Source organism: Hydrogenophaga sp. H7, from assembly GCF_002025745.1.
In the GTDB taxonomy this organism is placed as follows: domain Bacteria; phylum Pseudomonadota; class Gammaproteobacteria; order Burkholderiales; family Burkholderiaceae_C; genus Hydrogenophaga; species Hydrogenophaga pseudoflava.
Genome location: NZ_MCIC01000017.1, coordinates 27,582 through 45,973, shown reverse-complemented (window position 1 = coordinate 45,973; position 18,392 = coordinate 27,582). Strand labels below are relative to the sequence as shown.

The window sequence follows — 18,392 nt, the reverse complement described above, 5'->3', positions numbered from 1 at the left end:
CCTCACATGCGGAACAGGCCGAACTTGGTGTCCGGGATCGGCGCGTTCAGCGAGGCGGAGAGGCCCAGGGCCAGCACGCGGCGCGTGTCGGCCGGGTCGATCACGCCGTCGTCCCACAGGCGCGCGGTGGCGTAGTACGGGTGGCCCTGCACCTCGTACTGCTCCTTGATGGGAGCCTTGAAGGCCGCCTCTTCTTCAGCGCTCCAGCTGCCGCCCTTGGACTCGATGCCGTCGCGCTTGACGGTGGCCAGCACGCTCGCGGCCTGCTCACCACCCATCACGCTGATGCGCGCGTTCGGCCACATCCACAGGAAGCGCGGGCTGTAGGCCCGGCCGCACATGCCGTAGTTGCCGGCGCCGAAGCTGCCGCCGATGATGACGGTGAACTTGGGCACCGCAGCGGTGGCCACGGCCGTCACCATCTTGGCGCCGTTGCGCGCGATGCCTTCGTTCTCGTACTTGCGGCCGACCATGAAGCCGGTGATGTTCTGCAGGAAGACCAGCGGCGTCTTGCGCTGGCAGCACAGTTCGATGAAGTGCGCGCCCTTGAGCGCCGACTCGGAAAACAGGATGCCGTTGTTGGCGATGATGCCGACCGGCATGCCTTCGATGCGCGCGAAGCCGCAGACCAGGGTGGTGCCGAAGCGCGCCTTGAACTCGTCGAACTCCGAGCCGTCGACGATGCGGGCGATGATCTCGCGCACGTCAAACGGCTTGCGCGTGTCGGTCGGGATCACGCCGTACAGCTCCTCGGCCGGGTACAGCGGCGCGACCGGGTCGATGGTCGTGATCGGCGGGACCTTGCGGGCGTTGAGGTTCTTCACCGCCTGGCGCGCCAGGGCCAGCGCGTGCAGGTCGTTCTGCGCCAGGTGGTCGGCCACGCCGCTCAGGCGCGTGTGCACGTCGCCACCACCCAGGTCCTCGGCGCTCACCACCTCGCCGGTGGCGGCCTTCACCAGCGGCGGGCCTCCCAGGAAAATGGTGCCCTGGTTCTTGACGATGATGGTCTCGTCGCTCATGGCCGGCACGTAGGCGCCGCCGGCCGTGCACGAGCCCATGACCACCGCGATCTGCGCGATGCCCTGCGCGCTCATGTTGGCCTGGTTGAAGAAGATGCGGCCGAAGTGGTCGCGGTCGGGGAAGACCTCGTCCTGGTTCGGCAGGTTGGCGCCGCCCGAGTCCACCAGGTAGATGCAGGGCAGGTTGTTCTGCTGCGCCACTTCCTGCGCGCGCAGGTGCTTCTTCACGGTCAGCGGGTAGTAGGTGCCGCCCTTCACCGTCGCGTCGTTGCAGACAATCATGCAGTCCACGCCACTGACGCGGCCGATGCCGGCGATGACACCCGCGCAGGGCGCGCTGTCGCTGCCGTCGCGGTCCGGGTACATGCCCATCGCGGCCAGCGGGCTGAGCTCCAGAAACGGCGTGCCCGGGTCCAGCAGCATCTGCACCCGGTCGCGTGGCAGCAGCTTGCCGCGTGCGGTGTGTTTGGCGCGGGCGGCCTCGCCACCGCCGAGCGTGGCCTTCTGGATCTGCGCCTTCAGGTCGTCGACCACCGCGCGCATGGCGGCGGCGTTGGCCTGGAAGTCGGCGGAGCGGGCGTTGAGTTTGGTGTCGAGTGCGGGCATGGTGTGCTCTGGTTCAGGCGGTCTTGGCTTCGGCCAGCCCCAGCTGGTCCTTCATGGCGTCGCGGATCTTGAACTTCTGGATCTTGCCGGTCACCGTCATCGGGAAGGCGTCGACGAAGCGGATGTAGCGGGGCACCTTGTAGTGCGCGATCTGGCCCTTGCAGAAGGCGCGCACGGCGTCCTCGTCCAGGCTCTGGCCGGGCTTGACGATGACCCAGGCGCACAACTCTTCGCCGTACTTCTGGTCGGGCACGCCGACCACCTGCACGTCCTGCACCTGCGGCATGCGGTAGAGGAATTCTTCGATCTCGCGCGGGTAGATGTTTTCGCCACCGCGGATCACCATGTCCTTGATGCGGCCGACGATGTTGACGTAGCCCTCGCTGTCCATGGTGGCGAGGTCGCCGGTGTGCATCCAGCCGTCGGCGTCGATGGCTTCGCGCGTCTTGGCCGGGTCGCCCCAGTAGCCGTGCATCACCGAATAGCCCTTGGTGCAGAATTCGCCGCGCTCGCCGCGTGGCACGGTAGCACCGGTTTCGGGGTTGACGATCTTCACTTCCAGGTGCGGCTGCACCAGGCCCACGGTGGACACACGCTTGTCCAGCGGGGTGTCGGTGCTGCTCTGGCAGCTCACCGGGCTGGTCTCGGTCATGCCGTAGGCAATCGTCACCTCGCCCATGTGCATGTCGGCCTGCACCCGCTTCATCACTTCCACCGGGCAGGGCGAGCCGGCCATGATGCCGGTGCGCAGGGTGTGCAGGTCGAACTCCTTGAAGCGCGGGTGGTCCAGCTCGGCGATGAACATGGTCGGCACGCCGTGCAGGCCGGTGCACTTTTCGGCCTGCACCGTCTGCAGCACGGCCAGCGGGTCGAAGGCGTCGCTGGGGTAGACCACGGTGCTGCCGTGCGTGAAGCAGGCCAGGTTGCCCAGCACCATGCCGAAGCAGTGGTACAGCGGCACCGGGATGCACAGACGGTCGTCCGGCGTGAGCTTCATGCACTCGCCGATGAAGAAGCCGTTGTTCAGGATGTTGCGGTGGGTCAGCGTGGCGCCCTTGGGAAAGCCCGTGGTGCCGCTGGTGAACTGGATGTTGATCGGGTCGTTCGCTGTCAGGCCCGCGGCGGCCTGCGCCACGCGCGGGTCGCCCACCTGGCCGCTGGCCAGCAGCGCGGAGAAGCGTTGCATGCCCGGCTGCTCGGTGCCCTCGCCCGCCACGTCGATCCAGGCCACCGTGCGCAGCGCCGGCAGGCGCGCCGATTGCAGCGCGCCGGGCGCGCAGGTGGCCAGCTCGGGCGCCAGCTCGCGCAGCATGCCCAGGTAGTCGCTGGTCTTGAAGGTTGCCATCGACACCAGCGCCTTGCAGCCCACCTTGTTGAGCGCGTACTCCAGCTCGGCCGTGCGGTAGGCGGGGTTGATGTTCACCAGCACCAGGCCGACCTTGGCGGTCGCCAGCTGCATCAGCACCCATTCCACATTGTTGTGCGACCAGATGCCGATGCGGTCGCCCGGCTTCAGGCCCAGGCCCAGCAGCGCGCTGGCCAGCCGGTCCACCTCGGCCGCCAGCGCGGCGTAGGTGTAGCGCCGGCCCTGGTGCACGCTCACCAGCGCCTCGCGCTGCGGGTGGCGCGCGGCCATGGCGTCGAAGAAGGCGCCGATGGTCTGTTCGATCAGGGGCACATCGGTGCGGCCCGCGGCGTGGCTCAGCGTCAGGTCCATGGGGTTTGTCTCCTCTGGCGTACAGGCGAAATCCGGTCACCAGCATAGCGGCCTGCCCCGGTTTCGGGGCGGGCAAACAGGTTACAAATCGCGCCATACGTGGCAGACTCCGGCCATGCCCGCCCCGCGCCCGAACGCCCACGCTCGCAGCACTGTCGTCGCGGCCACCCCGATGGCCTTTGTGCAGGCGATTGCACGCGCCTATGCGCTGCGGCAGCTGGCGCCCGACGCCGCGCTCGCCGCCGCACAAATCGCGCCAGCCGATCTGGACCGGCCCGGCGCCCGCATCACCGCCCTGCAGATGGAGTGGCTGTCGGCCGCCGCCATGCAGGAGCTCGACGACGAAGGTCTGGGCTGGTTCGCCCGCCCCCTGCCCTGGGGCAGCTACGGGATGCTCGCCCGCGCCTCGCTGTCGGCGCCGACGCTGGGCGTGGCGCTCAAGCGCTGGTGCCGCCACCACGGCCTGCTCACGCGCGACATCACGCTCGCCGTCCAGACCGAGGGCGACGAGGCCCGCATCGTGCTCGGCGAACACCGTCCGCCCGGCGGCGACGGTTCGCTGCGCGAGTTCTGCTTCGTCTCGGTGCTGCGCAATATCCACGGCCTGGCCTGCTGGTTCGTGGACTCGCGCATCCCGCTGCTGGGCGCCAGCTTCCCCTACTCCGCGCCGCCGCACGCCGAGACCTACCGCGTGCTGTTCGACGGTCCGACGCGCTTTGATGCGGAAGACACCTCGATCCGCTTCGATGCCCGCTACCTGGCCCTGCCGATCAAGCGCGACGAGGCCGCGATGAACCAGATGCTGCAGCGCGCGCTGCCCATCCAGGTCCGCCCCTACCGGCGCGACCGCCTGCTGGTGCAGCGGGTGCGGCAGGTGCTGCTGAGTCAGCCCCAGGACGCCCACAACGCCGACGACCTGGCCGCCCTGCTCCACACCTCGGCGCGCACCCTGCACCGGCAACTGAAGGAAGAAGGCGCCACGCTGCAGGCCCTGAAAGACGAGGTGCGGCGCGAGCGCGCGATGGCGCTGCTGCAGCGCACGAATCGCCCCATCAAGCAGATTGCCGCGGCGACCGGCTTCCTGAACGAAAAGAGCTTCATCCGCGCGTTCAAAACCTGGACCGGGATGGCTCCGGGCGAGTGGAGGGCCATGCGGTGAAGCGCGACCGTGGCAGGCGCCACAGCGGCTCAGACGCGATCCGCAGCGAATGCACTCCGTGCCGACCTACAGGTGGTAGTGGCCCGCAGCCTCCGGCTGATACAGCACCTTGCCAATGCGGATGTGGCAAGTCCGGTTCGGCATCCGCCAATTGAAGGCATCGCCTTCCTTGTAGCCCAGGATCGCGGTGCCGATACCGGAGAACACCGACAGCTTCCCTGCGTGATCGTCTGCATCTTCCGGGTATACCAGCACAACCTCCCGCTCTTCGTCATCCACCTTCAGCAAGGCCCTTGAGTTCATCGTGACAACGTCCTCCGCCACCTCCCTGGGATCGACGACGACGGCGCGCTCGATTTCGTGCTCCAGCTCGAAAATCTCCGACCCTGGCTCGAGGTCGACCAAGCTCCTGAGACGGGCCTTGTCGACCTCGGTGATGTGAATGTCGGCGACATGAACCGCAGGACTTTCCCGCAACAGTCTGAGATAGCGCGCCGATTCCATGACCAGCGACTTGATCGTTGGCGTTTCGCTGTGCAGCACGAAGCCACTTCGCAGGAAAGCGTTCAATGATCTAACGTTGTCCGGGTGGATGTTGGCGATGAGCCTCTCGGCCCGCATCTCGAAGAAGGCGAGCTTCATGCCTTCTCGGATCGCGCTCGCGCCAAGCTTGCGCCCCCAGTTGTCGCGGTTCCCAATGACCAGGACCATCTCGCAGTTCGACCCCGTCTTGACCAGACGCACAAAGCCCACCGGCACGTCGTGCTGGTCGCAGGCCATGAAGAACCGCCCGCCCTGGTTGAACAAATGGGTCAGGATGGGCAACTGAACCCGACCGAGAACCTGCTCGATCATTCGGGAGACGTTGCGCGAATCGCTCAAGTAGCGAGTGACCGCCTCATCCTCCAGCCAGTCCGTCAGCGTCAGCGCGTTGGAGCGCGTGATCTCGGGGCAAAGGGCAATGAAAGGTGTGTTCATCTCGACAGCGCCTGCGAGCACCCTGCTGTGGCAGTTGGCGTTGTCGGGCGGCGGCCAAAGACTGTGGTGGTGAACATTCATAAAACTCCTGTTTGACAAAGATGGTTCAGCACCGAACGTCAAGGAACGGGCATCAAGGAACCACGGAGGGGCGAGCAAGCGTCGTCACGTGCAAGAACACAACGTGCTGAGAAAGCACGTCTACGACGCGAAGAGGGAAAGCGCGAGATCTGAATGTGCGGGACCGCATGCGGTCGACCACTGTCTCGCTTCAGATGAGCCCGGCGATAGGGATGATGCGCTGCGAGTAACGCGTATCGCCGGGCTTAGGAGTCTGCGGCCGTCAAGCAGACTCTGGGCCGTTCCGGGTGGAACAGCGCTGCACCACCCCGCTTCGACGCCACACAGGGTGCGAATGTCATTGGAATGGAGTGCGACAACAACGCCATGGCTCGACTATAGGGCGATGCCAGGAAGCCTGTCAAACCCGGCCCGCCCCCGCTGCCGCCGAATGGGTTCAGCGGAGGGCTCCCGTTCAGATCATCAGCCGACGAGGTTGACACCCCGGGGCTACGCACACCCCCCGGCGCGGGGGATCCTGCGCAACACCGTGGATCGGTCACCGCTTCGGCCACCGAAAGACGAGCCTGTGCGCGTTGACATCACGTCCAATAGCCACGCGCCACAATAGGTGACGCCTCACCCGGAGACCCTGATGGCACTGCTCAAATGGACCTTGTGCGCCTTGCTGGTAGCGGTCACCACTCTTGTGCTGGCCGGACAGCTCGGGCTGCTCGGCGGTCGCATGCCCGACGACCTCGGTGTGAAAGACGGCCGGCTCAAACCACCCTCTGCCACTGAAAACAGCGTCAGCAGCCAGGCCGGTCTCTACCCCGACCACCCCATGCGCGCCTACGCCGAGATTGCGCCGCTGCCGCTCCAAGGCGACGGCCCCGCCACCCTGGCCCGCCTCCGGCAGCTGCTGCAGGACATGCCGGGCGTGACGATCGTTGAGGACGGAGGCGACGGCTACCTCTACGCCCAGTGCACCACGCGCTGGATGAAATTCGTCGACGACCTCGAACTCTGGGTCGACCCGGTCCAGCAGGTGGTGCAGGTGCGCTCGGCCTCGCGCGTGGGGCGCAAGGACTTCGGGGTGAACCGGGAGCGGGTGGAGACGTTGCGGACGGGGTTGGCCGCATTGAACTGAGAGCCCCGGCACCACCGGCTGCCGACCTTCAGAGTCTTTTCAAAGCGAATCGCAATTCAGCGCGGTCGACTTTCCCTCCCCTCGATCGGAAGCAACCGATTCCAGTTTTTTGACCGAATACACTGCACGCGCGCAACCAATCGAATGGGCGTGCACCTTCCCTATTTACAAGCCATCGCAACAAAAATTCAATGAAGATTACATCTATCGCTGTCATCGCCGCCGCCCTGCTCATGTCCGGATGCGCATCCGTGAACATGGCATCCAAGGAACAATCGGCGAAGGCCAAGGAGTTCAATCCGCCCAGCCCTGGGAATGCTGGCCTCTACATCTACAGAAACAGCTACATGGGCCGGGCACTCAAAAAAGACATCTGGGTGGACGACAAATGCATCGGAGAAAGCGCGCCAGACGTTTTCTTCTACACCGAGGTTGAGGGCGGTAAAACCCACCGAATCGACACGGAATCCGAGTTTTCTCCAAACAGCCTGGAACTCCTTTTTGAGTCAGGCAAGAACTACTTCATCAAGCAGTTCATCAAGATGGGCGCATTTGTTGGCGGAGCGGGGCTTGTGCAGGTTCAGGAAAGGCAAGGCATGACCGATGTGGTGGAACTGGACATGGCTCTTCCCGGAAACTGCAGCTCAACCAAATAGGTTGATCACCCACATCTGAACTCTAGGACATGGATTCCGCGCAGCGTCAGCGTCCCGCTGGCGCCCCATCCGCCGACGGCCCTGGAATCCCCCGCCCCTCCACCGCCGTCGGCGCCACCGGATGGGCGCTTGCCGACGGCCTGGCGGGCTGTACCGTCGGCGCCGCCGGAGCCGGAGCGGGTGGTGCGAGCGGCGAAGCCGTTGGCGCCGCAGCGGGTGCCGGCGCAGGCACCACCGCCTTGCCCAGCCCCAGCTGGCTCACCAGGCTCTGCAGCGCCGCGTCCACCTGCACTTTCAGCGATTCGCGCGCCGCAGCCGCCACATCTTCATTGAGCCGCGGGCCGGTCAGCAGGGCCGGTGCGGGCACTCGCTGGGCGGTGTTCACCGTGGCCTCACCGAGCACCGCGCCGAAGGTGCTGGGCACCAGCAGGTCGGCGCGCAGCGAGACGTGCGCGGCGGATTCGGTGTTCACCCGCACGATGCTGCGCTGGGCAATGCCCAGACCGTTGAACCCCTCCCGGGTGTCCCAGAGGCTGTCGCCCGAGGGTGCGGCCGAGAGCAGCAGCACGTGGTCGGTGGGGGTCTTGAGTTCCTTCAGCTCCTTGAGCGCTTCTTCGCGGCGGGTCGAGGTGATGGTGACGCGCTGCACGCTGGAGAAGCGCCCCGAGGCCTTGAGCAGTTCCACCGTGCTGTTCTCCAGCTGTTCCTTGAGGCCCCAGCCGGGCACGAAGGCCTCGCCGAATTCGTTGTTGAACGGCGTGGTGCCGCGCCAGGACAAGCGCAGCGTGGTGCCCACGGTGCTGATGACGGTGATGGAACGGCCCTGCAGCCGCGCCTGCACGCTGGGTTTGTCGACGGTGGCGCAACCCGCCAAGCCCAGGCTGGCCAGCGGCAGAGCGGAAGAACGGAGCAGGAGTTGTCGGCGGGTGATGGGCATGGCCTGTTTTTACCGCAGCGGGGCGAGGTGCTGCACCAGTTCGCCCATGTGCTGCATCACCCGAGCCACCGGCAGGCCGCCGAAGGCGCGGCCGTCGCCGTGCGGGCAGTAGCCCCAGACGGTGGCGCCCGCGGCGAGGCCCGCCTGCGCGCCGGTGGCGGTGTCTTCGATCACCAGGCAGCGCGCGGGGTCCACGCCCAGGTGCGCGGCCGCGGCGAGGTAGACGTCGGGGTGCGGCTTGGAGCGCGGCAGGTCGTGGCCGCTGAAGATGCGCTCCCCGAAGTACGGCGCCATGCCGGCCATGCCGATCTGCATCACCACCTTGGGCCGGTCGGCACCCGAAGCGCAGGCGATGCGGCCCGCCGTGTGGCCGTGCGCGGCGATGACCGCGTCCAGCGCGCCGGCGACGGCCTGCAACTCGGCCACCAGGCGCTCATTGCGGCGCGCGTAGAAGGCGCGCATCCACTCTTCGGTGAGCGGCTTTCCAGTCTCGGCTTCGATGAGCGCGCGCTGGTCGCGCACCGCGCGGCCGATGAAATGGTGTTCGCACTCGGCGGGTGTGAGCGCCCAGCCCGCCTCGTTGAGCATCTGGCGCAGCACGCCGTTGGTGATGGGCTCGCTGTCCACCAGCACGCCATCGCAGTCGAACAGGACCGCGTCAAACCGTTCCATCAATGCATGTCTCCGTCAACGTAGTACCAGCGCCCGCCCTCGCGCACGAAGCGGCTGGTTTCGTGCAGGCGCACGCCGCGCCCGCCCAGGCGCGAACGGGCGACGAACTCGACCTCGGCGTGCTCGGCATCGATCACGCGGTGCCGCTTCACCTCCAGCCCCAGCCATTTCTGCCCCGGCTCCAGCGTGAGCCCGGCGGGCCGGGTGCTGGCGTGCCAGCTGGCTTCCAGATAGCCCACCCGGCCGAGCACGAAGGCGCTGTAGCGCGAGCGCATCAGGCACTCGGCGTCGGGCGCAGGGGTGTCGTGGTCGAGGTAGCGGCCGCAGCATGCTTCGTAGGCCGTCGCGCGGCCGCGCGCATCGGTGCGGCCACAGGGGCATGCGGTGCCAACGCTCATCCGCGCGCCGCCTTGCTGGCCGCCTTGTGCGCTTCCAGTGTTTCCGTGGGCGCGCCCGCCTTCACCCAGGCGGTGAAGCCGCCGTCGATGTGCGCCACGTTGGTCATGCCCATGTCCTTGAGCGCCTTGGTGGCCAGCGCGCTGCGCCAGCCGGCGCCGCAGAACAGCACGAACTCCTTGCCCTCGTCGCCGAACACCGGCTTGAAATAGGGCGAGTCGGGGTCGACCCAGAACTCCAGCATGCCGCGCGGCGCGTGCACGCAGCCGGGCACCGTGCCTTCGCGCTCCAGCTCGCGCGGGTCGCGGATGTCGACGATCTGCAGCGTCGGGTCGCTGCCCATGCGGGCGCGCACCTGTTCGACGCTGTAGGTGGTGATCTGCGCGTTGGCTTCGTCGACGAGGGCGCGGAACCCCTTGGTGATCGGCATGGTGGTGTCTCCTGTCCGGTGGGTGGGCGAAAAGGCCATCGTAGCGTGCCCTGCAGGGCCGGCGCCAAGCTGCTAGGGTACGGGCCGCAAAGGAGATTGACATGACCGACCTGTCCGCTTTTCCCGTCACCCGCAAGTGGCCCGCAGAGCACCCCGACCGCCTGCAGCTCTACAGCCTGCCCACGCCCAACGGCGTGAAGGTCTCGATCATGCTGGAGGAATGTGGCCTGCCCTACGAGGTGCACCGCGTGAGCTTCGACACCAACGACCAGTTCACACCCGAGTTCCTGTCGCTCAACCCGAACAACAAGATCCCGGCGATCCTGGACCCGAACGGCCCCGGTGGCCAGCCGCTGGCGCTGTGGGAGTCGGGCGCGATCCTGGTCTACCTGGCCGAGAAGACAGGCAAGTTCCTGCCCGCCGACCCGGCGCGCCGCTACGAAACCCTGCAGTGGCTGATGTTCCAGATGGGCGGCGTCGGCCCGATGTTCGGCCAGGTGGGCTTCTTCACCGTCTTCGGTGGCAAGGACTACGAAGACAAGCGCCCGCGCGACCGCTACACCGGCGAATCGAAGCGCCTGCTGGGCGTGCTGAACCAGCGCCTGAAGGGCCGCAGCTGGATCATGGGCGACGAGTACACGGTTGCCGACATCGCCATCCTGCCCTGGGTGCGCAACCTGGTCGAGCGCTACAAGGCGGGCGACCTGGTGGGCTATAGCGAATTCACCGAGGTGCAGCGCGTGCTGGCTGCCTTCGTGGCCCGTCCCGCGGTGGAAAAAGGCCTGGCCATCCCCGCCGCACCGAACTGAGCGCCCTCGTTGAGGCCGGCTGCGCCCGGTTTCAACGCCTCCAGAACGCGCCTGTGAAGAGCACGAGGAACGACAGCAGCTCCAGCCGCCCGAGCACCATCGCAAAGCTCAGCATGTTCAGCTGCAGGTCGCCCAGCACGCCGAAGTTGCTGGCCGGGCCGACCTGGCCCAGCCCCGGACCGATGTTGTTGACCGTGGCCACCACCGCGCTGAACGCGGTGACGATGTCCAGCCCGGTGAACAGCATCAGGAAGGTCAGGCCCATGGTGGCGGCACCGTAGATCAGCATGTAGCCCAGCACGGACGTCATCACCGGCAGAGGCACCACCTGCCCGCCCAGCGTGACCGGGTTGACCACCCGCGGGTGGATGATGCGCACCAGCTCGCGCCGCGCCTGCTTGATCAGCAGGATCATGCGGACCATCTTGATGCCGCCGCCGGTGGAGCCGGCGCACGAGACGAAGGTGCCCAGGAAGATCAGCAGCACCGGCGCGAACACCGGCCACTGGGAAAAGTCGGTGGTGGCGTAGCCGGTGGTGGTGGCCATCGACACCACGTGGAAGGCGCTGTCGCGCAGCGCGTCCTCGAAACGGGTGTGCACGCCGTGCACCATCAGCAGCAGCGCCACCAGCAGGATGGCCACCAGCAGCACCGCCACGTAGGTGCGGATCTCGCGGTCGTGCGTCAGCGGGGTCAGCCTGCGGGTGCGCAGCACCACGAAGTAGCGCACGAAGCTGATGCCCGAGATGGCCATGAAGAAGGTCGCCACCAGCTCCACCCGCAGCGAGTCGAAGTGGCCCAGGCTCGCGTCGTAAGACGAAAACCCGCCCAGACCCATGGTGGTGCACATGTGCATGAAGGCGTCGGCCCAGCCCATACCGGCCCAGCGGTAGGCCAGCAGGCAGGCGCCCGAGAACAGGAAGTACACGCCCCAGAGGCCGCGCGCCGTTTCGGCGATGCGCGGGGTGAACTTGGTGTCCTTCATCGGGCCGGGCGTCTCCGCCTTGTAGAGCTGCATGCCGCCCAGGCCCAGCATGGGCAGCACCGCCACCACCAGCAGCATGATGCCCAGGCCGCCGATGAGCTGCAGGAAGCAGCGCCAGACATTGACCGACACCGGCAGCGCGTCCAGCCCCGACAACGCGGTGGCACCGGTGGCGGTCAGCGCGCTCATGGCTTCGAAGTAGGCCTTGCTCCAGCTGATGTCGGGCACGGTGAACATCAGCGGCACCGCCGAGAAAGCGGGCAGCAGCAGCCAGACCATGTTGACGAGCAGAAAGCCGTCGCGCGCCTGCAGTTCGCGCCGGTGGCTGCGCGTCAGGACCCAGAGCAGCCAGCCGCTGGCGGCGGCCAGCGCGAACGAACCCTCCCAGACGTAGCGGTACTGCTCGTGGTCCTCGCTCCAGGCCCAGGCCAGCGGCACCAGGAAGGCGAAGGCGAACGCCACCAGCACGCGCGAGAACACGTTGAGCGCGGGAAACAGCATGCGCATGGAATCAGCCGAAGAAGGTGGCGCCGACCTGGAACAGCTTCTCCACCTCGCGCACCAGGCGCTTGTGGGGAATGAAGATGATCACGTGGTCGCCGTCCTCGATGACGGTGTCGTGGTGCGGCATCAGCACCTCGGAGTCGCGGCCATCGCCGCGCACGATGGCGCCGAAACGGGCGCCCTGCGGCAACCGGATTTCGTCGATCCGGCGGCCCACCAGCTTCGAGGTCTTGATGTCGCCGCGCGCCACGCCTTCGAGCGCCTCGGCCGCACCGCGGCGCAGGCTGTGCACCGCCGCCACGTCGCCGCGCCGCAGGTGCGCCAGCAGCTCGCCGATCACCGTCTGCGAGGGCGAGATCGCGATGTCGATGGTGCTGCCCTGCATCATGTCGGCGTAGGCACGGCGGTTGATCAGCGACAGCACGCGGTTGGCGCCCAGCCGCTTGGCCAGCATGGCCGACATGATATTGTCCTCGTCGTCGCTGGTCAGGGCCAGGAACATGTCCATGTCGCCGACGTTTTCTTCCTCCAGCAGGTCCTCGTCGGCCGCATCGCCGTTGAGGACCAGCATGTTCGACGGCAACTGGCTGGCCAGGTACTCGCAGCGCTTGCGGTCGCTCTCGATGAGCTTGACCTCGCACTGCCCGACCAGGCTGCGCGCCAGCCGCAGCCCCACCTTGCCGCCGCCGGCGATCATCACGCGCTGCACCGGTTTGTCGATGTTGTGGATGGCGGCGAGCACCATCCGGATCTCGCGCACGTCGGCCAGCACGAAGACCTCGTCGCCCGGCAGGATGCGGGTCGAGGGCGTGGCCTCCATCTCGGTGTCCAGGCGGTAGAGCGCGACGATGCGCATCTCCACATGAGGAATGCGGTTGCGCATCTCGGCGATGGTGTGGCCCACCACCGCGCCACCGGCCGCCGCGCGCACCACCACCAGGGCTGCGCGGTTCTGCGAGAACTTGACCACCTGCAGCGCCTCGGGGTAACTGATGAGCAGGTGGATGTAGCGCATGACCGATTCTTCGGGGCAGATCACGTTGTCCACCGCGAAACCGCCCTTTCCCAGCAGCTCGTCGCCCTCGATGAATTCGGGCGAACGCAGGCGGGCGATGGTGGTGGGCACGTTGAACACGTCGTGCGCCACCTTGCAGACCACGAGGTTGGACTCGTCCGCCGCGGCGCAGGCGATCACCATGTCGGCATCGCGCGCGCCGGCCTCGGCCAGCACCGAAGGCTGGATGCCGTTGCCCACCACGCCGCGCAGGTCCAGCTTCTCTTCCAGCAGCCGCAACCGGGCGGGGTCCTGGTCGATGACGGTGATGTCGTTCTGTTCGGACACCAGGCTCTCGGCCACGCTTTCGCCAACCCGGCCGGCGCCCAAAATGATGATCTTCATAGGGCTGGATCGTACCCCCGGGCCGGGGGTAGCCAGCGCTTACAGCGCTCGCTGAATGATGATCTTCTGCACGTCGCTTGTGCCTTCGTAGATCTGGCAGACGCGCACGTCGCGCCAGATGCGCTCGACCGGGAAATCGTTCACATAGCCGTAGCCGCCCAGCGTCTGGATCGCCGCGGAACACACCTGTTCGGCGGTCTCGCTGGCGAACAGCTTGGCCATGGCGGCTTCCTTCAGGCAGGGCCGGCCGGCGTCGCGCAGGGCGGCGGCGTGCCAGATCAGCTGGCGCGCGGCTTCGAGCTTCGTGGCGCACTCGGCGAGCCGGAAACCCACGGCCTGGTGGTTGAAGATGGCCGTGCCGAAGCTCTGGCGCTCCTTGGCGTAGGCGATGGCCACGTCCAGCGCGCTGCGCGCCATGCCCACGCTCTGTGCCGCGATGCCGATGCGCCCGCCTTCGAGCGCGCTCAGGGCGATCTTGTAGCCCTCGCCTTCCTGGCCGATCAGGTTCTCGGCCGGAATGCGGCAGTGGTCGAAGTTGATCTGCGCGGTGTCGCTGCTGTGCTGGCCGACCTTGTCTTCCAGCCGCGCGACCTGCCAGCCGGGGTTGTCGGTGGGCACCATGAAGGCGCTCATGCCCTTCTTGCCCGCGCCCTTGTCGGTCACGGCAATCACCACCGCGGCCTGGCCGTTCTTGCCACTGGTGATGAACTGCTTGACGCCGTTGATGACGTACTCGTCGCCCTCGCGCACCGCCGTGGTCCGCAGGCCGGAGGCGTCGGAGCCCACGTGCGGCTCGGTCAGGCAGAAGGCGCCCAGGATGTCGCCGCGCGCCGCCGGCACCAGCCACTGCTGCTGCTGGTCGGGTGTGCCGTACTTCATCAGGATGGCGTTGTAGGGGCAGTTGGTCACGCTGATGGCGGTGCTGGTGCCGCCGTCGCCGGCCGCGATCTCTTCCAGCACCAGCGCGAGTGTCAGGTAGTCCAGCCCCGCGCCGCCCAGTTCCTCGGGCACACAGATGCCGTAGGCGCCGAGTTCGGCCAGGCCCTGGTGCACGTCTTTCGGGAAGTGGTGCTCCTTGTCCCACCGCGCGGCGTTGGGCCACAGCTCTTCCTGCGCGAAGCTGCGCACGGCGTCACGGATCATTTCCTGGTCTTGGGTCAGCAGCATGTCTTGTCTCTTTGTGTGTTTCGGTTCACCACGAGCTGGCGCGGCGGCCGTCGTGATGGATGAGTTGTCCGTTGTCGTCCGGCGTCAGGCTGGCCAGCACGGTGCGCAGGCCGCGCACGCTGGCCTCGGCGCTCAGCGGCGCCGCACCGCCGCCCATGTCGGTCTGCACCCAGCCCGGGTCCAGTGCCACCAGGGTCTCCTTGGGGTAGTCGAAACGCGCACTGCTCACAGCCATGTTCAGCGCCGCCTTGCTCACGCGGTAGAGCCAGGCGCCGCTGCCGCTCACCGGACCGATCTGCGCCATGCGGCTGGACAGCGCGCCGAACACGCCGCCCGCCGCCTCCACCATGGGCATGACCTGCGGCAGCACCTGCATCAGGCCCAGCACATTGGTGTGCATGAGGTGGTCGAAGGCCTGCTGCGTGGGCGGCGTGGTGGCGTTGCCGCGGTCGATGACGCCGGCCACATAGAGCGCGACATCGATCTCCTCGCCATCGAGCTGCCACGACAGGCCGCTGACGCTGGCAGGGTCGGCCACGTCCACGCGCAGCGGTTCGGCGCCCAGACCGCGCAGGCGCGCCAGGCCCTCATCGTCGCGCGCCGTGGCGATCACGCGGTCACCCGCCGCACGGTACTGCCGCACGAATTCCAGGCCGAGGCCGCGCGAGGCGCCGATGACGAGAACGGTGGCCATCAGATCAGTTCAACGGCCATGGCGGTGGCTTCACCGCCGCCGATGCACAGCGTGGCGACGCCCTTCTTCTTGCCCTGCGCCTGCAGGGCGTGCAGCAGCGTGACCAGGATGCGCGCGCCCGAGGCGCCGATGGGGTGGCCCAGCGCGCAGGCGCCGCCGTTGACGTTCACCTTGTCGTGCGGAATGCCGAGTTCGGTCATCAGCGCCATGGGCACCACGGCGAAGGCTTCGTTGATCTCCCAGAGGTCCACGTCGCCCACACCCCAGCCCGTCTTGGCCAGCAGCTTCTGCGTCGCGCCCACCGGCGCGGTGGCGAACCAGTTGGGTTCCTGCGCGTGGGTGGCGTGGGCCACGATGCGCGCCAGCGGCTTGAGGCCCTGGGCCTGGGCGGTGGACTGGCGCATCAGCACCAGCGCGGCGGCACCGTCGTTGATAGACGAACTGGACGCGGCGGTGATGGTGCCGTCCTTCTTGAACGCGGGCTTGAGGCCAGGGATCTTGTCGAGCTTGACCTTGCCCGGCCCCTCGTCCACCGAGACCACGCGCTCGCCGCTGCGGTCCTTGACCGTCACGGGCGCGATCTCTTTCGCGAAGGCCCCGCTCTCGGTCGCGGCCTTGGCGCGCGTCACCGAGGCGATGGCGAAGGCGTCCTGCTGCTCGCGCGTGAAGCTGTATTTGGCGGCGCAGTCCTCGCCGAAGGTGCCCATGCTGCGGCCGGGTTCGTAGGCGTCTTCCAAGCCGTCGAGCATCATGTGGTCGTAGATCTTGTCGTGGCCCATGCGGTAGCCGCCGCGGCCCTTGAGCATCAGGTAGGGCGCGTTGGTCATGCTCTCCATGCCGCCCGAGACCATCACGGTGGCGCTGCCGGCCAGCAGCATGTCGTGCGCCAGCATGGTGGCCTTCATGCCCGAGCCGCACATCTTGGACAGCGTCACCGCGCCTGCCGACAGCGGCAGCCCGCCCTTGAGCGCGGCCTGGCGCGCGGGCGCCTGGCCCTGGCCGGCCATCAGGCAGTTGCCGAACAGCACCTCGTCGACCAGCTCGGCCTTCACGCCGGCGCGCTCGACCGCAGCCTTGATGGCGACGCCGCCCAGGTCGTGCGCGGACAGGCTGGCGAAGTCGCTCTGGAACGAGCCCATGGGGGTGCGGGCGGCGCCGACGATGACGACGGGATCGGTGGTATTGCTCATGGGAATCTCCTTTGAAAAAAGTCAGTCCAGAAGTTCTTTGTGCGCCTGCGCGCGAAAGCGCCGGGCACGCTCATAAGGGAACACGTCGTACACGTGTCCGGCGGCGATGCGTTCCTTGTGCGCCTGCCAGAACGCCGCGTCCAGCAGATCGGCGTGGTGCTTCATGAAGTCTTCGCGCACCATCGGGTTGCCCAGCAGGAAGGGCTCGAATGTCTCGGGGAAGACATCGTGCGGGCCGACCGAGTACCAGACCTCGCCCGACATCTCGTCCTCTTCGTTGCGCGGTGGCGGCACGCGGCGGAAATTGCAGTCGGTGATGTATTCGATCTCGTCGTAGTCGTAGAACACCACCTTGCCGTGGCGCGTGATGCCGAAGTTCTTCCACAGCATGTCGCCGGGAAAGATGTTGGCGGCCACCAGGTCCTTGATGGCGTTGCCGTACTCGACCACGGCTTTGGTGATCTGTTCGCGCGCACGCCGCAGCGATGTGTCGTCCACATCGGGCGTCTGCAGGGTGTCGAAGGCCTCCTGCAGGTAGATGTTCAGCGGGATCATGCGCCGCTCGATGTAGCAGTGCTTCAGGATGACCTCGGTCGTGCCATCGCCGTCGCGGTCGCTGATTTCCAGCTGGCTGGGCGCGAATTTCTGGATCTCGGCGATCAGCTCGTCGGTGAAACGGTCGCGCGGAAAACCCACCTCGGAGAACTCCAGCGTGTCGGCCATGCGGCCCACGCGGTCGTGCTGTTTCACCAGCAGGTACTTGCCCCGGATCTGCTCGCGCGTGGTGTCCTTGGGCGCGGGGTAGAAGTCCTTGATGAGTTTGAACACGAAGGGGAAGCTCGGCAGGTCGAACACCAGCATCACCATGCCCTTGATGCCGGGCGCGATGCGGAACTTGTCCGTGCTGTGCCGCATGTGCGCCAGGAAGTCGCGGTAGAACAGGGTCTTGCCCTGCTTGGCCAGGCCGAGTGCGTTGTAGAACTCGGCGCGCGGCTTGCGTGGCATCAGGCTGCGCAGGAACTGCACGTAGGCGCTGGGCACCTCCATGTCGACCATGAAGTAGGCCCGCGCGAAGCTGAACAGCATCAGCAGGTCGTCCTCGCCGAACAGCGCGGCGTCGATCACCAGGCGGCCGTTCTCGTTGTGCAGGATGGGCAGTGCGAACGGCACTTCCTGGAAGCCGTTGATGATCTTGCCGACCACGTAGGCGCCCTTGTTCCGGTAGAACAGCCCGGACAGCGCCTGGATCTGGAAGTTGGCGCGCAGCTTGTGGTGATCGAAGCGCTGGCGCATGGCTTCGAGCACCAGTCCGGCGTCGCGCCCCAGGTCGTCAAAGGGCACGCGCAGGTCGAAGTCCTCGACCATGCGGCGCACCTCGGCGCGCATGGTCTCGTGCGTCGGGTAGTAGCTGCGGTAGGTCGGCAGCGCCCTGGGTTCGTCGTTCTCGATGTACTCGGTGGACACCGCCGGCCGCACGAAGATGAAGTCGTTCTGGAAGTAGGCCCGCTTGAGGATCTTGGTGGTGACCGAGTTGAAGAAGGTCTCTGCCAGCTCGGGCTGGTGGTGGTTCACCAGCAGCCCGATGTAATGCAGCTTGACCTGCTCCCACACCGCCATGGGCTGCTGGTCGGCCTTGAACTCCTTGACCAGGCGCTGCAGACACTCGCGCACGCGCAGGTCGTAGAACTCGATGCGCTCGCGCTGGGCGCGTTGCTGGGCCGGCCAGTCGCGCGATTCGAAGCGGTGCTTGGCGCGGGCGGATTCGGCGCGGAACAGGCGGTAGTGGCGATTGAACCCGTCCATCATCGCTTTCGCGATGTCATAGGCCACGGTCGAATCCAGCCGCTGGGGGAACATGGCCTGC

The 18,392-nt window shown here is 67.0% G+C and carries 17 protein-coding genes; 4 read left to right on the top strand and 13 right to left on the bottom strand.

Going from position 1 to position 18,392, the window contains the following annotated elements:
- Positions 1-2 precede the first annotated feature (2 nt).
- Positions 3-1,625, bottom strand: a complete 1,623-nt coding sequence (locus tag BC358_RS15895; protein WP_079366601.1) for a carboxyl transferase domain-containing protein — start codon at positions 1,623-1,625, stop codon at positions 3-5.
- Positions 1,626-1,638: 13 nt separating this feature from the next.
- Complete coding sequence (locus tag BC358_RS15890; protein WP_079366600.1) at positions 1,639-3,342, bottom strand: AMP-binding protein; 1,704 nt, start codon at positions 3,340-3,342, stop codon at positions 1,639-1,641.
- Positions 3,343-3,457: 115 nt separating this feature from the next.
- Between BC358_RS15890 and BC358_RS15885 the strand changes: the two genes are divergently transcribed.
- Positions 3,458-4,501 carry an AraC family transcriptional regulator gene (locus BC358_RS15885; protein WP_256861542.1) on the top strand — a complete coding sequence of 348 codons (1,044 nt, stop codon included), beginning with the start codon at positions 3,458-3,460 and terminating at the stop codon, positions 4,499-4,501.
- A 66-nt stretch (positions 4,502-4,567) separates the two neighbouring features.
- Here BC358_RS15885 and BC358_RS15880 read toward each other — a convergent pair whose 3' ends face one another.
- Positions 4,568-5,479, bottom strand: coding sequence for a bifunctional GNAT family N-acetyltransferase/nucleoside diphosphate kinase regulator (locus BC358_RS15880; protein ID WP_066155443.1), 912 nt, complete (start codon positions 5,477-5,479; stop codon positions 4,568-4,570).
- 715 nt (positions 5,480-6,194) lie between these two features.
- On the opposite strand from BC358_RS15880, the gene BC358_RS15875 reads away from it, so the two are divergent.
- Both BC358_RS15875 and BC358_RS15870 read left to right on the top strand, forming a co-directional pair.
- On the top strand, positions 6,195-6,689 hold the full coding sequence (locus BC358_RS15875) for a DUF1499 domain-containing protein (RefSeq protein ID WP_079366598.1): 495 nt from the start codon (positions 6,195-6,197) through the stop codon (positions 6,687-6,689).
- A 191-nt stretch (positions 6,690-6,880) separates the two neighbouring features.
- Positions 6,881-7,345 (top strand): DUF2846 domain-containing protein, encoded by a 465-nt coding sequence (locus BC358_RS15870; protein ID WP_066155301.1) that lies wholly within the window; start codon positions 6,881-6,883, stop codon positions 7,343-7,345.
- A gap of 46 nt (positions 7,346-7,391) precedes the next feature.
- Here the strand turns inward: BC358_RS15870 and BC358_RS22145 are convergent, their stop codons facing one another.
- Genes BC358_RS22145 through BC358_RS15850 form a run of 4 tightly spaced genes read right to left on the bottom strand, consistent with a single transcriptional unit; the run spans position 7,392 to position 9,780 of the window.
- Positions 7,392-8,282, bottom strand: coding sequence for a hypothetical protein (locus BC358_RS22145; protein ID WP_079366597.1), 891 nt, complete (start codon positions 8,280-8,282; stop codon positions 7,392-7,394).
- Between the two features lie 9 nt (positions 8,283-8,291).
- Positions 8,292-8,954 (bottom strand): HAD family phosphatase, encoded by a 663-nt coding sequence (locus tag BC358_RS15860; RefSeq protein ID WP_066155306.1) that lies wholly within the window; start codon positions 8,952-8,954, stop codon positions 8,292-8,294.
- On the bottom strand, positions 8,954-9,352 hold the full coding sequence (locus tag BC358_RS15855) for a YchJ family protein (RefSeq protein WP_066155308.1): 399 nt from the start codon (positions 9,350-9,352) through the stop codon (positions 8,954-8,956). Before BC358_RS15855 ends, BC358_RS15860 begins: the two co-directional genes overlap by 1 nt.
- Positions 9,349-9,780, bottom strand: a complete 432-nt coding sequence (locus tag BC358_RS15850; protein WP_066155311.1) for a rhodanese-like domain-containing protein — start codon at positions 9,778-9,780, stop codon at positions 9,349-9,351. Before BC358_RS15850 ends, BC358_RS15855 begins: the two co-directional genes overlap by 4 nt.
- Positions 9,781-9,881: 101 nt before the next feature.
- On the opposite strand from BC358_RS15850, the gene BC358_RS15845 reads away from it, so the two are divergent.
- A complete protein-coding gene (locus BC358_RS15845; RefSeq protein WP_079366596.1) occupies positions 9,882-10,589 on the top strand; it encodes a glutathione S-transferase N-terminal domain-containing protein in 708 nt (235 codons plus the stop codon).
- Positions 10,590-10,620: 31 nt separating this feature from the next.
- Here the strand turns inward: BC358_RS15845 and BC358_RS15840 are convergent, their stop codons facing one another.
- The 6 genes from BC358_RS15840 to aceK are packed head-to-tail and all read right to left on the bottom strand — an operon-like array spanning position 10,621 to position 18,385.
- Positions 10,621-12,081, bottom strand: a complete 1,461-nt coding sequence (locus tag BC358_RS15840) for a TrkH family potassium uptake protein (RefSeq protein ID WP_079366595.1) — start codon at positions 12,079-12,081, stop codon at positions 10,621-10,623.
- Positions 12,082-12,085: 4 nt separating this feature from the next.
- Complete coding sequence (trkA, locus tag BC358_RS15835) at positions 12,086-13,477, bottom strand: Trk system potassium transporter TrkA (RefSeq protein WP_079366594.1); 1,392 nt, start codon at positions 13,475-13,477, stop codon at positions 12,086-12,088.
- 39 nt (positions 13,478-13,516) lie between these two features.
- On the bottom strand, positions 13,517-14,644 hold the full coding sequence (locus BC358_RS15830; RefSeq protein WP_079366593.1) for an acyl-CoA dehydrogenase family protein: 1,128 nt from the start codon (positions 14,642-14,644) through the stop codon (positions 13,517-13,519).
- Between the two features lie 25 nt (positions 14,645-14,669).
- Entirely contained in the window at positions 14,670-15,338 is a 669-nt protein-coding gene (locus tag BC358_RS15825) for an SDR family oxidoreductase (protein WP_079366592.1), read from the bottom strand.
- Positions 15,338-16,528 (bottom strand): acetyl-CoA C-acyltransferase, encoded by a 1,191-nt coding sequence (locus BC358_RS15820; RefSeq protein ID WP_079366591.1) that lies wholly within the window; start codon positions 16,526-16,528, stop codon positions 15,338-15,340. Before BC358_RS15820 ends, BC358_RS15825 begins: the two co-directional genes overlap by 1 nt.
- A 21-nt stretch (positions 16,529-16,549) precedes the next feature.
- The gene (gene aceK, locus BC358_RS15815) at positions 16,550-18,385 is read right to left on the bottom strand and encodes a bifunctional isocitrate dehydrogenase kinase/phosphatase (protein ID WP_079366590.1); all 1,836 of its coding nucleotides are present in this window, start codon (positions 18,383-18,385) and stop codon (positions 16,550-16,552) included.
- Between the last annotated feature and the right edge of the window lie 7 nt (positions 18,386-18,392).

Coding starts and splice junctions, on each gene's coding strand:
- BC358_RS15885 (WP_256861542.1), top strand. CDS start 3,458: ATGCCCGCCCCGCGCCCGAACGCCCACGCTCGCAGCACTGTCGTCGCG.
- BC358_RS22145 (WP_079366597.1), bottom strand. CDS start 8,282: ATGCCCATCACCCGCCGACAACTCCTGCTCCGTTCTTCCGCTCTGCCG.
- BC358_RS15890 (WP_079366600.1), bottom strand. CDS start 3,342: ATGGACCTGACGCTGAGCCACGCCGCGGGCCGCACCGATGTGCCCCTG.
- BC358_RS15860 (WP_066155306.1), bottom strand. CDS start 8,954: ATGGAACGGTTTGACGCGGTCCTGTTCGACTGCGATGGCGTGCTGGTG.
- BC358_RS15830 (WP_079366593.1), bottom strand. CDS start 14,644: ATGCTGCTGACCCAAGACCAGGAAATGATCCGTGACGCCGTGCGCAGC.
- BC358_RS15895 (WP_079366601.1), bottom strand. CDS start 1,625: ATGCCCGCACTCGACACCAAACTCAACGCCCGCTCCGCCGACTTCCAG.
- BC358_RS15870 (WP_066155301.1), top strand. CDS start 6,881: ATGAAGATTACATCTATCGCTGTCATCGCCGCCGCCCTGCTCATGTCC.
- BC358_RS15855 (WP_066155308.1), bottom strand. CDS start 9,352: ATGAGCGTTGGCACCGCATGCCCCTGTGGCCGCACCGATGCGCGCGGC.
- BC358_RS15845 (WP_079366596.1), top strand. CDS start 9,882: ATGACCGACCTGTCCGCTTTTCCCGTCACCCGCAAGTGGCCCGCAGAG.
- BC358_RS15880 (WP_066155443.1), bottom strand. CDS start 5,479: ATGAACACACCTTTCATTGCCCTTTGCCCCGAGATCACGCGCTCCAAC.
- BC358_RS15840 (WP_079366595.1), bottom strand. CDS start 12,081: ATGCGCATGCTGTTTCCCGCGCTCAACGTGTTCTCGCGCGTGCTGGTG.
- BC358_RS15875 (WP_079366598.1), top strand. CDS start 6,195: ATGGCACTGCTCAAATGGACCTTGTGCGCCTTGCTGGTAGCGGTCACC.
- trkA (WP_079366594.1), bottom strand. CDS start 13,477: ATGAAGATCATCATTTTGGGCGCCGGCCGGGTTGGCGAAAGCGTGGCC.
- BC358_RS15825 (WP_079366592.1), bottom strand. CDS start 15,338: ATGGCCACCGTTCTCGTCATCGGCGCCTCGCGCGGCCTCGGCCTGGAA.
- BC358_RS15820 (WP_079366591.1), bottom strand. CDS start 16,528: ATGAGCAATACCACCGATCCCGTCGTCATCGTCGGCGCCGCCCGCACC.
- aceK (WP_079366590.1), bottom strand. CDS start 18,385: ATGTTCCCCCAGCGGCTGGATTCGACCGTGGCCTATGACATCGCGAAA.
- BC358_RS15850 (WP_066155311.1), bottom strand. CDS start 9,780: ATGCCGATCACCAAGGGGTTCCGCGCCCTCGTCGACGAAGCCAACGCG.